Raw genomic sequence first — 13700 nt, forward strand, 5'->3', positions numbered from 1 at the left:
CAAGCCTCGCCGGGGCCACCTCCCCGCGCAGCGGTGGCGCTGTTTCCGGCAGATCCCGGTCGGCGTATGCGCATGGTCGCGACGGCGCTGCTGGTGCTGATGGCCGGGCTGTTCGTGCTGGCCCGCCATCTGGCCGTGCGCGAGGCCGGCTGGGGCTATGCCGCCGCATTTGCCGAAGCGGCGATGGTCGGCGGGCTTGCCGACTGGTTTGCGGTAACCGCGCTGTTTCGCCGACCGCTCGGCCTGCCGATCCCGCATACCGCGATCATTCCCGCCAACAAGGATCGCATCGCCGACAGCATGGCCGCTTTCCTGCGCGCCAATTTCCTGACTCCCCAGGTGGTCGCGCGGCGGCTCTATCGCTTTGACGCGGCGGGTGTGCTGGGCGGCTATCTGGCCAATTCGGGCACGATCGTGCCGGGGCGGATCGGCGACAGCCTGACCAGTCTGGTCGCCGACGTTCTGGAAACGCTCGATCCGGACAAAGTCGGCCGTCCGGTCAAGACGTTGCTCAAGGGGCAGATCGACCGGATCGATCTGGCCCCCTTGCTTGGTCAGATCCTGGCGGGGATGATGGCCGACGGGCGGCACATGCCGGTCATCGAAGGCCTGTTGCGCCGCGCCGGCACACTGCTCGAAGCCAACGAGCCTGTGCTCCGGGGCATGATCCGCGATCGCGCGGGCACGCTGATGCGGTGGACGCGGCTTGACGATCGGCTGGCCAATGCCTTGCTCGATGCGCTTTATGCGGTGCTTGCCGAAACCGTGGTCGATCCGGATCATCCCTTGCGGCGCAAGATCGATGAAACGCTGACGCAACTTGCCGACGATCTGGTCCACGATCCCGCGATGGCTGCGCGGGTGGCCCGGTTGAAGGCCGAGGCGCTGGCCAATCCCGCTTTTACCGCCTGGCTCGATGCCTTGTGGGAGCGCAGCCGCACCGGCCTGATCGCGATGTTGCGCGCGCCCGGGGGCGTGCATGAGGGCATGTCCGGTCTGGCCGGGTTTGGCCGCGCGCTGGGCGAAGACGGCGCCTTGCGTGCGATGGTCAATCGCTTTGCCCGCCGTTCGCTGACCGGCCTCGCCAGTCGTCATGGCGACGACATTGTGCGGATCGTGTCCGAAACCGTGCGCCGCTGGGACGCGCGCACGGTCACCCGCCGGATCGAAAGCGCGGTGGGGCGCGATCTGCAGTTCATCCGCATCAACGGCACGCTCGTCGGCGGGCTGGTCGGATTGGCGTTGCACGCGCTCGAACGCTTCATCTAGCGTGCCTTGATTTGATATTATTCCATTAAATAAGACAGTTATCGCAATCAAACTGTCGCCATCCTGTCATGCCCGCTGCCTAATCGCCCGGTTCGCCGCGCAAGACGGCGCATCCTTTGCCCCAGGGAGCATGACATGACTTTTTCGCAGACGCTTCGCGCGTCGCTGTCTCTCGCCGCCTTGATTGTTGCTTCGCAAGCCGGCCTTGCCCGCGCCGACGAAGCTCCGGTGACCGCCGCTCCTGCCGCAGACGCGGGCGAAGCGATTGTCGTCACGGCCAAGACGACACGTTCGGCCACGGCCGTCACGGCGGCGGAAATTCAGAAGATCCTGCCCGGCGTCTCGCCTTTGAAGGCGATCGAAACGCTGCCCGGCGTGCTCTACATTTCCGCCGATCCCTGGGGCAACAACGAACAGAACGCCCAGATCTTCATTCACGGCTTCAATTACCAGCAGCTCGGCTACACGCTCGACGGTCTGCCGCTGGGTGATCAGAACTATGGCAATTACAACGGCCTGTCGCCGCAGCGCGCGGTGATTTCCGAAGCGGTCGGCCGGGTCGTGGTTTCGACCGGCGCGGGCGATCTCGGCACCGCCTCGACCAGCAATCTGGGCGGCGCGATCGAGACCTTTACCGCCGATCCCAAGGCAAAGCTTGGGCTCGATCTGGCGGAAACCGTTGGCAGCTACGGCACTTCGCGCACGTATGGCCGCCTCGATCTGGGTACGTTTGGCGAAGGCAAGAACACCACCGCCTATATCGCGGTGGCGCGCCAGCGCGCGCGCGCATGGGATTTCAACGGTGTGCAGGGCGGCTGGCAGGTCAATGCCAAGCTCGTGCATGACGACAGCGTGGGCAAGCTGACCGCCTATTTCGACTATTCGCAAAAGACCGAGCCGAACGAAGATGCGACCACTTTTCGCATTCCGGCGACGACTGCAGCGCAAGGCTATACGCCGTATACCCGGCCTTACGGCTATCCCAACTTTTCGGCCTATCAGTCGTATCTTGATGCCTATGGCAACACGCCCGCGGCGCAGGGCGGCAACTACAACAACTATTACTCCGACGCGCAGCGCACCGACTATCTCGGCTATCTGAAGTACGAAGCGCATGTCTCGGACAAGCTGACCTGGTCGAACCAGGTCTATTTCCACCATAACGACGGCGTGGGCGTCGTCGCCGGGCCGGTGGGCCAGTCGATCACCGTGGTTCAGGCCTATCTCGACCCGAACTATGCGACCGATGCCCATTTCGGCGGCAACAGCAACGGCAGCGCTGCCACCGGCAACCCGGCCACCAATGCCGCGCTTGGCGCTGCACTGGTCGCGGCGACGGGCGGTTCGGGGCTGGTGATCCGCACCACCGAATATCGCATCGAGCGCGAAGGTTTCCTGTCCAGCCTCCATCTCGATCTTGGCGCGCATCAGATCGAACTGGGCGGCTGGTTCGAACATAACAGCGCAACGCAATGGCGCCGCTGGTATGGCGCCGACGTGACGAATCCCGGCAGCTTCAGCCCATATATCCGCCCCACCAACCCGCTGTTCACGCAGTATCAGGGCGAAGCGCGGGTCGAAGAGCTGCAACTCCATCTGCAGGACGCCTGGCGCGTGACCGAGCGCCTGGCGATCGAAGCGGGGCTCAAGACGAGCGCGCAATGGGCCAATGGCTGGTATCCGATCCAGCCTGCGCAGGGATCGCTGTCGGGCCTGTCGGTCGGCGGCCTGCCGCAGGGCCGGATCAATACGCTGCGCTGGTTCCTGCCGGCGTTTGGCGCGAAATATGACCTGACGCCGCACGAGCAGCTTTATCTCAACGTGCAGAAGAACTTGCGCCAGTACATGACCTATCTCGGCGGCGGCGGGTTGTCGCCGTGGGCCGCCGGCGGCCAGGCCGCGTTTGATGCTTTTGCCGGCCAGGGCAAACCCGAAGAAAGCTGGACCTACGAAGTCGGCCTGCGCACTCGCCGCAACTTTGACAGCGCGGTGTTTTCGGGCATCGAGGCCCAGGTCAATTACTACCACGTGGCCTTCAGCAACCGCCAGCTGGCGCTCAGCACCAACCCGGGCGGTATCGCCGGCAGCGGCATCACCGGCGGCACTTCGATCCTGGTCAATGTCGGCTCGGTCCATACCGACGGCATCGACGGCGCCTTTACGCTGCACTTCGGGCCGCACGCCTCGCTCTACAACGCGGCATCGTGGAACCGCTCGACTTATCAGAGCGACTATAACACGACCGCTTACGGCATCGGCGCGGCGACCGGCAGCTGCATCGGCGGCTATGCCGTGACGGGCGGCGTTGTGCCGACGTGCGGCAAAGTCATCCCCGGCACGCCGACCTGGATGAACAAGACGGTCGCCTCGCTCAATATCGGCCCGGTCGAATTGCAGGCGATCGGCGATTATGTCGGCAAGCGCTATGCGACCTATACCAACGATACCAGCGTGCCGTCGTATTTCCTCGCTTCGGCGCGGGTAACGGTACACCTGCCCGCCGAAGCGCTGCATGTCGCCAAGGCCGATCTCAGCCTCAATGTCACCAATATCGCCGATGCCACCGGCACCTCGACGATTTCGGTCGGATCGGCGACCAACAGCTATTCGGCCTATCCGATCGCCCCGCGTCAGTGGTTCCTGACTTTCGGGCTCGGCTTCTGATCCCCTCTCGGCGGTCCCCTCACCGCCGCGTGAAAGGCCGGGCAGCTTCCTCAAGCGGAGTTGCCCGGCCTTTTTTTGTCGCGAAAGATCAAAGAAAAGGGCCGGAAAGGTTTCCCCTTTCCGGCCCTGTTTCTTGTACCGTTCGGCAGGTTGGCGCGGACCTTAGAAGTCCATGCCGCCCATGCCGCCCATGCCGCCGGGCATGGCCGGGGCGGGCTTGTCGTCCGGACGTTCCACGATCGCCGCTTCGGTGGTGATCAGGAGCCCAGCGACCGAGGCCGCATCCTGCAGCGCGGTGCGCACGACCTTGGTCGGGTCGATCACGCCGGCAGCCTTCAGGTTTTCATAGACATCGGTCGAAGCGTTGAAGCCGATGCTTTCGTCGCTCTGGTCGAGCAGCTTGCCGGCAACCACGGCGCCGTCAAAGCCCGCGTTTTCAGCAATCTGCTTGAGCGGGGCAGTGATCGCGCGACGGATGATGTCGATGCCGCGGGTCTGGGCTTCGTTGACGCCGGTCAGACCTTCGAGAGCGCGGGTGGCATAAAGCAGAGCCGTGCCGCCGCCCGAAACGATGCCTTCTTCGACCGCAGCGCGGGTCGCGTGGAGCGCGTCATCAACGCGGTCCTTGCGTTCCTTCACTTCGACTTCCGAAGCGCCGCCAACCTTGATCACGGCAACACCGCCGGCGAGCTTCGCCAGACGTTCCTGCAGCTTTTCACGGTCATAGTCGCTGGTGGTGACTTCGACCTGGGCCTTGATCTGATCGACGCGGCCCTTGATGTCTTCGGCCGAACCGGCGCCGTCGACGATCGTGGTGTTGTCCTTGTCGATGGTGACCTTCTTGGCCTGACCGAGCATGCCGAGCGTGACGGTTTCGAGCTTGATGCCGAGGTCTTCGGAAATCAGCTCACCGGCGGTCAGCGTGGCGATGTCGCCCAGGATCGCCTTGCGACGATCGCCAAAGCCCGGCGCCTTGACGGCGGCGATCTTGAGCCCGCCGCGCAGCTTGTTGACCACCAGAGTGGCCAGCGCTTCGCCTTCGATGTCTTCGGCGATGATCAGCAGCGGACGACCCGACTGCACCACCGCTTCGAGGATCGGCAGCAGCGTCTGCAGGCTCGACAGCTTCTTTTCGTGGATCAGGATATAGGGATTTTCCAGCTCCACGACCATCTTTTCGGGATTGGTGATGAAGTACGGCGACAGATAGCCGCGGTCGAACTGCATCCCTTCGACGACGTCGAGCTCGAATTCGAGGCCCTTGGCTTCCTCGACGGTGATCACGCCTTCCTTGCCGACCTTTTCCATCGCTTCGGCGATCTTCTGGCCGACTTCGACGTCACCATTGGCCGAAATCACGCCGACCTGGCCGATTTCCGAAGTGCCGCTGACGGGGGTCGAACGCGCCTTGAGGTTTTCGACAACCTTGAGCACGGCGAGATCGATGCCGCGCTTCAGGTCCATCGGGTTGATCCCGGCGGCGACGGAGCGCAGGCCTTCGCGAACGATCGCCTGGGCGAGAACGGTCGCGGTGGTGGTGCCGTCACCGGCCTTGTCGTTGGCTTTCGAAGCCACTTCGCGCAGCAGCTGCGCGCCGAGGTTTTCGAACTTGTCCTTGAGTTCGATTTCCTTGGCAACCGTCACACCGTCCTTGGTGATGCGCGGCGCGCCAAAGCTCTTGTCGATGACGACGTTGCGGCCCTTGGGGCCGAGGGTGACTTTCACCGCGTCGGCGAGAATGTCGACACCCTTGAGGATGCGTTCGCGCGCGTCGCGCGAAAAACGGACTTCCTTGGCAGCCATTGTGCGTATTCCTTTGAATTCGGGATTAAGGGGTCGGAAAAGCTCAGCCGATGACGCCGAGGATGTCCGATTCCTTCATGATCAGCAGGTCTTCGCCGGCAACCTTGACTTCGGTGCCCGACCACTTGCCGAACAGCACGCGATCGCCGACTTTCACGTCGAGCGGGGTGATCGTGCCGTTTTCGGCGCGGGCACCGGTGCCAACGGCGACGATTTCGCCTTCAGCCGGCTTTTCCTTGGCGCTGTCGGGGATGATGATCCCGCCGGCAGTTTTTTCTTCGGCTTCGACGCGGCGCACGAGCACGCGGTCGTGCAGCGGACGGAATGACATGGATTGCTCCCTCTTCCAATTCATCAATCGGCCGCAATGGGCCGGATCGGTGTTGCAAAACTGTCTGGCACTCGGAGCTGCCGAGTGCCAGCAGGCGGGATATGGGTGCGTCGAAGGGGGGCGTCAAGAGGGGGCGATGACAGATTCGTCGCGCGCCGGGACAGCGATGGGCATCGGATGGGGCGCGGCATGCGGCACCAGCCCCAGCGCATCGCGCCGAAACCAGCGCCCCATCAGCAGCGCGGCGACCACCACCAGCCCGATCAGCAGCCCGATCCACACGCCGACGCCGCCGAGCGGGGTATAAAGCCCGAGCCAGATCGCCGTGCCAAGCCCCGGAACCCAATATCCGAACAGCGCGATCGCCATCGGTACGCGCGTGTCCTGCAGCCCGCGCAGCAGGGCGGAGCCCACCGTCTGCGCCCCGTCGAACAGCTGGAATGCGGCGGCGACGACCATGTAGCGGGTCGCCAGCGCGACGAGCGGCGCATTGGCGGGCAAGGACGGGTCGATATAGAGCGCGATGATCGCGCGCGGCGCAAACAGCAGCAGGGCCGCCGCCAGCGACATGAAACCGACTCCGGTCAGCAGCCCGACCCGGCCCGCCAACATGATCCCGTGCGGATCGCGCGCGCCATAGGCGCGGCCCACGCGAATCGTCGCCGCCTGGGCAATGCCAAACGGCACCTGAAACGTGATCGAGGCGAATTGCAGCGCCAGCGTATGCGCCGCCAGCGGCAATTCCCCGATCCGCCCCATCAGAAACGCCGCGCCGTTGAACAGCCCGGCTTCGGCAATGATCGTCGCCATGATCGGCAGGCCGATGCGCAACACGTCGGCAAGCCGCACCCAATCCGCGCGCCACCAGCGGCCGAGCAGGCGATAGCGGTGCAGCCGACGGTCAAACCGGATGACCGCGGCAAAGACCAGCATCGTCACCGTGCTCGTCGTCACGCTGGCAAGCGCGGCGCCTTCGAGGCCGAGCGCGGGCAGGCCGCAATGGCCAAACACCAGCAACCAGTTGCCCGTTCCATTGAGCAGCACCGCCAGCGCAGAGACCGCCGTGCCCACACCGGGCCGACCCAGTGTCGCCAATGTGCCCCGCAACAGCGCGCCGATTACGGTCGGGACCGCCGCCCACATCAGGATGTGCATGAACGGGACGGCCAGCGCGACGACTTTGGGTTCCTGCCCGGTCAGCGTCAGGATCGGCCCGAGCATGGTGCAGACCGCCATGGCCGCGATCGCCGCGCCAAACCCGGCCCAGCCGGCCATGCGCACCGACCGGCGCACTTCGCGCACGGCATGGCTGCGCCGGCCGAGTTCGGCCGCGATCAGGGGCGAGGCCGCGCCGACCAGCCCGGTCAGGCTCCAGATCAACAGTCCGAACACCGACACCGCCAGCGATGATGCCGCCAGCGCCGAAGGCCCCAGCCTTGCGACAAACACCACGTCGAGCGCAAACACGGCCATCTGCAAAAGGTTTGCCGCGACCAGCGGCGCGGCGAGGCTGACCGTGGCGCGCGCTTCATCGAACACGGTGCGAGGCGGGTTTTCAAACATTGTGCGGATGCCATAGAGGGATTTGAAGTCAGATGGAATCATCTGACCGGGAGCCTTGTCGGATATGACCATCGGATCGATACGCCTGGGGCTTGCGCTTGCGCTGGCCATGCCGCTCGCCGCTTGCGGCGAACCACAGCCCGACGTCACGGTCGATGCCGGCGATCCCGCCGACCCCGCCTCTGCCATGACATCTGGCGCAGATGCTGGTGGGGCATCTGCCGTTGCGGCCTTCGGCGCCTCGCCGCGGGCATTCGGGATCTGTCGTTCGTGTCATTCGGTCGAAAAGGGCCAGACCGTGGTCGGGCCGAGCCTGTTTGCGGTCTATGGCACGCGCGCCGGCGATGTCCCCGGCTATGATTTCACGCCGGCGCTGAAAGGGTCGGGGCTGACATGGGACGATGCCACGCTCGACAAGTGGCTGGCGAATCCGGTCGCGCTCGTTCCCGGTACGCGCATGGGCTATGCCGGGCAGCCCGATCCCGAAAAGCGGCGGCAGATCATCGCCTATCTCAAAACGCTGCACTGAAGGGGGTTTGGGAACGGCTTTTGGGCGCCTGTCTCGTTAATGGGACAGGTATCGGGCACCCTTCGTCGCACGGCGCTTGCAATTTTGCGGTGCCGGGCAAGGATTAAGGCCGCCCGGCAAAACCCATGAAGGCAGCATCCGCGAATTCCGATTCGCAGGTCCAATGCCGCGGCGGAGAGGTTTGACGCCATGGCGACTTCACGAAATCAGCCGAAGGATCATTGCGAGGTCGTGCTCGATACCGTTGCCTCGGGGCAGGCGGCGGCGCGTTCGGCGGTTGCGGCATCGTGGTGCCGCTCGGCGCTGCATCACAAGCTCGATCCGGCGACCGAACGGCGACGCGAACGCTTCGATGCGGCCGAGATTGCCCGGTTGCGCGAAGCCAACGGCGAACTGCTTGCCGCCGCGCGGCCGACGCTCGACCGATTGTTCGGCAATGTCGGTGCGATCGGGGCCTGTGTGATCATTTCCGATCTCGACGGCGTCGTGCTCGAAGCGCGCGCCACAGCGGCTGAGCGCGCGCTGTTCGATTCGGTCGGGCTGGTCCCCGGCGCCGCGTGGAGCGAACAGGCCGAGGGCACCAACGGTATCGGCACCTGCCTCGTCGAGGCGCGCCCGGTCACGATCATGCGCGATGAACATTTCGCCAGCCGCAATGTCGGGGTTTCGTGCATGGATGCGCCGATTTTCGACCCGACCGGCAAGCTGGTCGCCGCGCTCGATGTGTCGACTGCGCGTGCGGATCAGGCGGAAGCCGTGGCGGGGATGGTCGCCGCGCTGGTGCAGGATGCGGCGCGTTCGATCGAGCGCGATTTCTTTTGCAGCCGCTATGCCGCTTCGCGGATCGTCTATGTCGGCGCGGGTCACGAAGGGCCGACGGCGCAAGGCAGCGCGCTGCTCGCGGTCGATCGCGATGACCTGGTGATCGGGGCGACCCGCACTGCGCGCCGCCAGCTCGGCCTTGCCGCACGCGGCGGGCTGGCCCCCTTGCCGCTGGCGCATGTCCTGGGCGAAGCGTCGGAACAGGCCGGTTTCGGCGATGCCGAACGCGCCGTGCTGCGTCAGGCGCTGGCGCGATCGGGGGGCAATGTCGCGGCGGCGGCGCGTCTGCTCGGCATCGGTCGCGCGACATTCTATCGCCGCATGGAACGTGTCGGGATGACCCCGTCCCTGCATTGATGGCCCTGCATTGATGGCCCGCAGGCCGGTGCCGCTCACAAGGCTGTCTCGCCGATGATACAGCCGCAGCGGGTCACCGGCATCGGGGGGCTTTCCTGCCGGACCGTGCGGCGCGATCACGGAACAACCAAAACGCCGGCCGATTCAGGGCCCGGCATGCAGTCGAGAGGATCTCCCCATGAACACTCTGGTAGCCGACAAGACAGCTGCGCTCGTTTCGCCTTTTGCGAAGCGCTATGACAATTTCATCGGTGGCAAGTGGGTGGCGCCGGTCGCCGGTCGCTATTTCGACAATGTCTCGCCGATCAACGGCAAAGTCGTGTGCCAGGTCGCCCGCTCGGACGAAGCTGACATCAATCTCGCGCTCGATGCCGCGCATGCCGCCCGCGAAGCCTGGGGCCACACCGCGCCGGGCGATCGTGCGCTGGCGCTATTGCGCATCGCCGACAAGCTTGAAGCCAATCTGGAATTGCTGGCGACGGCCGAAACCTGGGACAACGGCAAGCCGATCCGCGAAACCATGGCCGCCGACATTCCGCTGGCGATCGACCATTTCCGCTATTTCGCCGGGTGTATCCGTGCGCAGGAAGGCTCGATTTCGGAAATCGACGTCGACACCGTCGGCTATCACTTTCACGAACCGCTCGGCGTTGTCGGGCAGATCATTCCGTGGAACTTTCCGATCCTGATGGCCGCGTGGAAAATGGCCCCGGCGATCGCTGCGGGCAACTGCGTCGTGCTCAAGCCTGCCGAACAGACCCCGGCCTCGATTCTGGTGCTGGCCGAACTGATTGCCGACCTCCTGCCGGCAGGCGTGCTCAACATCGTCAACGGATTTGGCCTTGAAGCGGGCAAGCCGCTGGCGTCGTCGAAGCGCATTGCCAAGATCGCGTTCACCGGCGAAACCTCGACCGGTCGGCTGATCATGCAATATGCCAGCGAAAATCTCATTCCGGTGACGCTGGAACTGGGTGGCAAGAGCCCGAACATCTTCTTTGAAGACGTTGCCGCGCATGACGACGATTTCTTCGACAAGGCGATCGAAGGCTTTGTCATGTTCGCGCTCAATCAGGGCGAAGTCTGCACCTGCCCGAGCCGCGCGCTGATCGCCGAATCGATCTATGACCGCTTCATGGAACGCGCGATCGCCCGCGTGAACCAGATCGTGCAGGGCAACCCGCTCGATCCCGCCACGATGCTCGGCGCGCAGGCCAGCGCCGAACAGCAGGAAAAGATCCTGCGCTATCTGCAGATCGGGCGCGATGAAGGGGCGCAAGTGCTGACCGGGGGCGCGGCGGCGACGTTTGGCGGCGAACTTGCCGGCGGCTTTTATATCCAGCCGACGGTGTTCAAGGGCCACAACAAGATGCGCATCTTCCAGGAAGAAATCTTTGGCCCGGTGGTCTCGACGACGACCTTCCGCAATGCCGAGGAAGCGCTTGCCATCGCCAATGACACCCCGTTCGGCCTTGGCGCCGGGGTGTGGAGCCGCGATGCCAATACCTGCTATCGCTTTGGCCGGGCGATCCAGGCCGGGCGGGTGTGGACCAACTGCTATCACGCCTATCCCGCGCATGCCGCGTTCGGCGGGTACAAGCAGTCGGGCATTGGCCGCGAAACGCACAAGATGATGCTCGACCATTATCAGCAGACCAAGAACATGCTGGTCAGCTACAGCCCCAAGAAGCTCGGCTTCTTCTGATCGGACAGGGCGGGGAGGGCATGCCTTCCCCGCCTCTGTACTTGTTGCGCTGCGGTCTTTAAGCCCACCGCCATGACAGCGGGGCGGGGTTCATGAACGTACAGACGATCGGGCAGGGCCGGAGCATGGATCGCCGGCTCGTTCCCGCTCTGGTCGCCATGCTGGCGCTGGCGGTCCTGTTCAATTTCGTCGATCGCGGCGCCATCGGCATTGCCGCGCCGCTGATGAGCCAGGCGCTGGGACTTTCGGCGACGCGCTTCGGCCTCGCCGTTTCGGCCTTTTTCTGGACGTATGGGCTGACCCAGCCGTTTATCGGTGCGCTTGCCGACCGCTGGCCGGCGGGGCGCGTGCTGGCGATTTCGGTCGCGCTCTGGGCGGCCTCGACCTTGCTCACCAGCCTGACTTCGGGGCTTGCCATGCTGGTGACCTTGCGTCTCCTGCTCGGGCTGGGCGAAGCGGCGCTGTTTCCGTGCACGTCAAAGCTGATCACCGCCCATGTCCCCATGGCGCGGCGCGGGCTGGCCAATGCGGTTGTCGCGGTGGGGCTGGCGCTCGGGCCCGCGCTGGGCACGCTGGCGGGGGGAATGATCCTTGCCCGGCATGGCTGGCGCATGGTGTTTTTCGCGTTTGGCGCGGCGACGCTCGCCTGGGTGCTGCCCTGGCTCATGCTTCAGGCGCGCTTGCCTGCGCCGATGGTTGCGGCGGCGGATCGGCCCTCGCGGCTTGGGGCTTTGCTCGCGCGGCGCACGCTGTGGGCGATGGGCATGGCCCATGCGCTGGCGAACTATGGCTTTTTCTTCGTTTCGATCTGGCTGCCGCTCTATCTCGTCAAATCGCGCGGCCTGTCGATCCCGACGATGACTTTGTTTGCCAGCGCGACGTATGCCGCGCAGGCGCTTGCCTCGCTTGGCTGGGGGCAATTGGCCGATGTGCTCGTGCGGCGCGGCGGACGCCCCGCGACAGTCAAGCGGTGGCTTTGCGTCGTTGCCGAATTGGGCTCGGTTGCGGGGGTCGCCGCGATCGCCCTCGCCCAAGGACAGGCCCAATTGCTTGCCGCGCTGATCGGCACCGGACTGTTCCTCGGCTGCCTGCCGACGATGGTCTATGCGCTGGGCCAGATCCATGCGGGCGCGCGCGATGCCGCCGGCTGGATCGGGGTGCAGAACGCAATCGGCAGTCTGTCGGGGATCATCGGCCCGGTCGTCACCGGGATGATCGTCGATGCGACGGGCAGCTTTTCCTGGGCCTTTGCCTTTGCGGGATTGGTCAGTGCCGCAGGCGCGGTGGTTTTCGCAACAGCCTTGCCTTAGGCGGGTAACAGCATGCAGGCGGCGGCTGCCCCCATCATCGCCGTGGTGACCCAGCCCATGCCGACCAGCCAGCGGCTGGCGGTATATTCGCCCATGATCGCCTTTTTCACCACCAGCAGGCAGATCACCGCGAGCAGCGGCACGGCCACCACGCCATTGATCACCGCGCTCCAGAACAGGGCTTTCATCGGGCTGATCGGGGAATACTGAATGCCCAGGCCCAGCAGGACGCTGACCGCGATCACGCCGTAAAAGCGGGGTTCCTTGCGGGCGTCCCCTTCCAGCCCTTCGCGCCAGTTCATCGCCTCGGCCGCAGCATAAGCGCCCGATCCGGCCAGCACCGGCACGCCGATCAACCCGACCCCCAGCAATCCGACCGCAAACAGGGCAAAGGCAAAGTTCCCGGCAAGCGGTCGCAAGGCGCTGGCCGCTTGGGCGGCGGTGTTGATGTCGGTGATGCCCGCGACATGGAGCGTGACGGCGGTCGCCAAAATCACGAACCAGGCCGAAAGGTTTGAATAGCCCATGCCCGACCAGGTATCCCAGCTCATCCGGCGCAGTTCCTTGCGCGCGACGACCGGATCGGCGCCGATCAACGCATGCCCCTTTGCGCGTCTCATGTCCTCGACTTCTTCGGAGGCCTGCCAGAAAAACAGATAGGGGCTGATCGTCGTGCCGAACACGGCGACAATCATCGCGGCAGAGGCCGAATCGAGCGAAAACCGGGGCCACAACGTGCGCAAGGCCACTTGCCCCCACGGAACATGCACCGTGAACAGCACCGCCGCATAAGCCAGCAGCGAGATCGTCAACCATTTCAGATAGACGACATAGCGGTGATAGGCGACGCCGATCTGCAGCCCGAGCGTGACGCCCACGAACAGCAGCGTCATCGCATGGCGGTCGATCCCGGTGACCAGTTCGCCGACTTCGCCCATCGCCGCCACGTCCGCCGCGATGTTGAGCGTGTTGGCGATCAGCAGCAGCGCGATCACGCCGAGCAGGACGGGCCGCGGAAACGCCGCCTTGATATTGGCCGCCAGCCCCTTGCCGGTGACCCGGCCGATCTGCGCACACATCAGTTGCACCGCCGACATCAGCGGATAGCACAGCGGCATCGTCCACAGCATGTTGAGGCCGAATTGCGCGCCGGCCTGCGAATACGTCCCGATTCCGCTGGGATCGTCATCGGCGACGCCGGTAATCAGCCCGGGGCCGACCCGGGCCAGCGGATGATTGCGGATCTTTTGCCACAAACTCCCTGTCGTTGCGGGAGCCGGTCGATTGGCGATGTCTTGGGGGTCGCCGTGGTTGGTCATGCTGGCGCTGATAGACGTGTATGGTGATGGC

10 protein-coding genes are annotated in these 13700 nt (G+C 64.9%); 6 read left to right on the forward strand and 4 right to left on the reverse strand.

The features are described 5' to 3' along the window. Positions 1-66: 66 nt before the first annotated feature. Together AQZ50_RS11190 and AQZ50_RS11195 are read left to right on the forward strand one after the other, a co-directional pair. Entirely contained in the window at positions 67-1269 is a 1203-nt protein-coding gene (locus tag AQZ50_RS11190; protein WP_231730240.1) for a DUF445 domain-containing protein, read from the forward strand. Positions 1270-1404: 135 nt separating this feature from the next. Then, positions 1405-3933: a TonB-dependent receptor gene (locus AQZ50_RS11195; RefSeq protein ID WP_067746534.1), complete on the forward strand. Its 2529-nt coding sequence runs from the start codon at positions 1405-1407 to the stop codon at positions 3931-3933. A 162-nt stretch (positions 3934-4095) separates the two neighbouring features. Here the strand turns inward: AQZ50_RS11195 and groL are convergent, their stop codons facing one another. The 3 genes from groL to AQZ50_RS11210 form a co-directional block, all read right to left on the reverse strand. Next, a complete protein-coding gene (gene groL / locus AQZ50_RS11200) occupies positions 4096-5736 on the reverse strand; it encodes a chaperonin GroEL (RefSeq protein WP_067746535.1) in 1641 nt (546 codons plus the stop codon). Between the two features lie 43 nt (positions 5737-5779). After that, complete coding sequence (gene groES / locus AQZ50_RS11205; RefSeq protein ID WP_067746536.1) at positions 5780-6067, reverse strand: co-chaperone GroES; 288 nt, start codon at positions 6065-6067, stop codon at positions 5780-5782. A gap of 123 nt (positions 6068-6190) precedes the next feature. Next, a complete protein-coding gene (locus AQZ50_RS11210) occupies positions 6191-7630 on the reverse strand; it encodes an MATE family efflux transporter (RefSeq protein WP_067746537.1) in 1440 nt (479 codons plus the stop codon). Between the two features lie 64 nt (positions 7631-7694). On the opposite strand from AQZ50_RS11210, the gene AQZ50_RS11215 reads away from it, so the two are divergent. The 4 genes from AQZ50_RS11215 to AQZ50_RS11230 all read left to right on the forward strand — a co-directional run bounded on the left by AQZ50_RS11215 (position 7695) and on the right by AQZ50_RS11230 (position 12350). After that, positions 7695-8159, forward strand: coding sequence for a c-type cytochrome (locus tag AQZ50_RS11215; RefSeq protein WP_082703590.1), 465 nt, complete (start codon positions 7695-7697; stop codon positions 8157-8159). Between the two features lie 189 nt (positions 8160-8348). Next, a complete protein-coding gene (locus AQZ50_RS11220) occupies positions 8349-9338 on the forward strand; it encodes a helix-turn-helix domain-containing protein (RefSeq protein ID WP_067746538.1) in 990 nt (329 codons plus the stop codon). Between the two features lie 178 nt (positions 9339-9516). Then, positions 9517-11040, forward strand: coding sequence for an aldehyde dehydrogenase (adh, locus tag AQZ50_RS11225; protein ID WP_067746539.1), 1524 nt, complete (start codon positions 9517-9519; stop codon positions 11038-11040). Between the two features lie 92 nt (positions 11041-11132). Then, positions 11133-12350, forward strand: coding sequence for an MFS transporter (locus AQZ50_RS11230; RefSeq protein WP_231730232.1), 1218 nt, complete (start codon positions 11133-11135; stop codon positions 12348-12350). Here AQZ50_RS11230 and AQZ50_RS11235 read toward each other — a convergent pair. After that, positions 12347-13669: an NRAMP family divalent metal transporter gene (locus tag AQZ50_RS11235; RefSeq protein WP_082703591.1), complete on the reverse strand. Its 1323-nt coding sequence runs from the start codon at positions 13667-13669 to the stop codon at positions 12347-12349. The genes AQZ50_RS11230 and AQZ50_RS11235 overlap by 4 nt on opposite strands. Between the last annotated feature and the right edge of the window lie 31 nt (positions 13670-13700).

It is taken from the genome of Novosphingobium sp. Fuku2-ISO-50, assembly GCF_001519055.1.
Lineage (GTDB): Bacteria > Pseudomonadota > Alphaproteobacteria > Sphingomonadales > Sphingomonadaceae > Novosphingobium.

Coding starts and splice junctions, on each gene's coding strand:
- AQZ50_RS11190 (WP_231730240.1), top strand. CDS start 67: ATGCGCATGGTCGCGACGGCGCTGCTGGTGCTGATGGCCGGGCTGTTC.
- AQZ50_RS11195 (WP_067746534.1), top strand. CDS start 1,405: ATGACTTTTTCGCAGACGCTTCGCGCGTCGCTGTCTCTCGCCGCCTTG.
- groL (WP_067746535.1), bottom strand. CDS start 5,736: ATGGCTGCCAAGGAAGTCCGTTTTTCGCGCGACGCGCGCGAACGCATC.
- groES (WP_067746536.1), bottom strand. CDS start 6,067: ATGTCATTCCGTCCGCTGCACGACCGCGTGCTCGTGCGCCGCGTCGAA.
- AQZ50_RS11210 (WP_067746537.1), bottom strand. CDS start 7,630: ATGTTTGAAAACCCGCCTCGCACCGTGTTCGATGAAGCGCGCGCCACG.
- AQZ50_RS11215 (WP_082703590.1), top strand. CDS start 7,695: ATGACCATCGGATCGATACGCCTGGGGCTTGCGCTTGCGCTGGCCATG.
- AQZ50_RS11220 (WP_067746538.1), top strand. CDS start 8,349: ATGGCGACTTCACGAAATCAGCCGAAGGATCATTGCGAGGTCGTGCTC.
- adh (WP_067746539.1), top strand. CDS start 9,517: ATGAACACTCTGGTAGCCGACAAGACAGCTGCGCTCGTTTCGCCTTTT.
- AQZ50_RS11230 (WP_231730232.1), top strand. CDS start 11,133: ATGAACGTACAGACGATCGGGCAGGGCCGGAGCATGGATCGCCGGCTC.
- AQZ50_RS11235 (WP_082703591.1), bottom strand. CDS start 13,669: ATGACCAACCACGGCGACCCCCAAGACATCGCCAATCGACCGGCTCCC.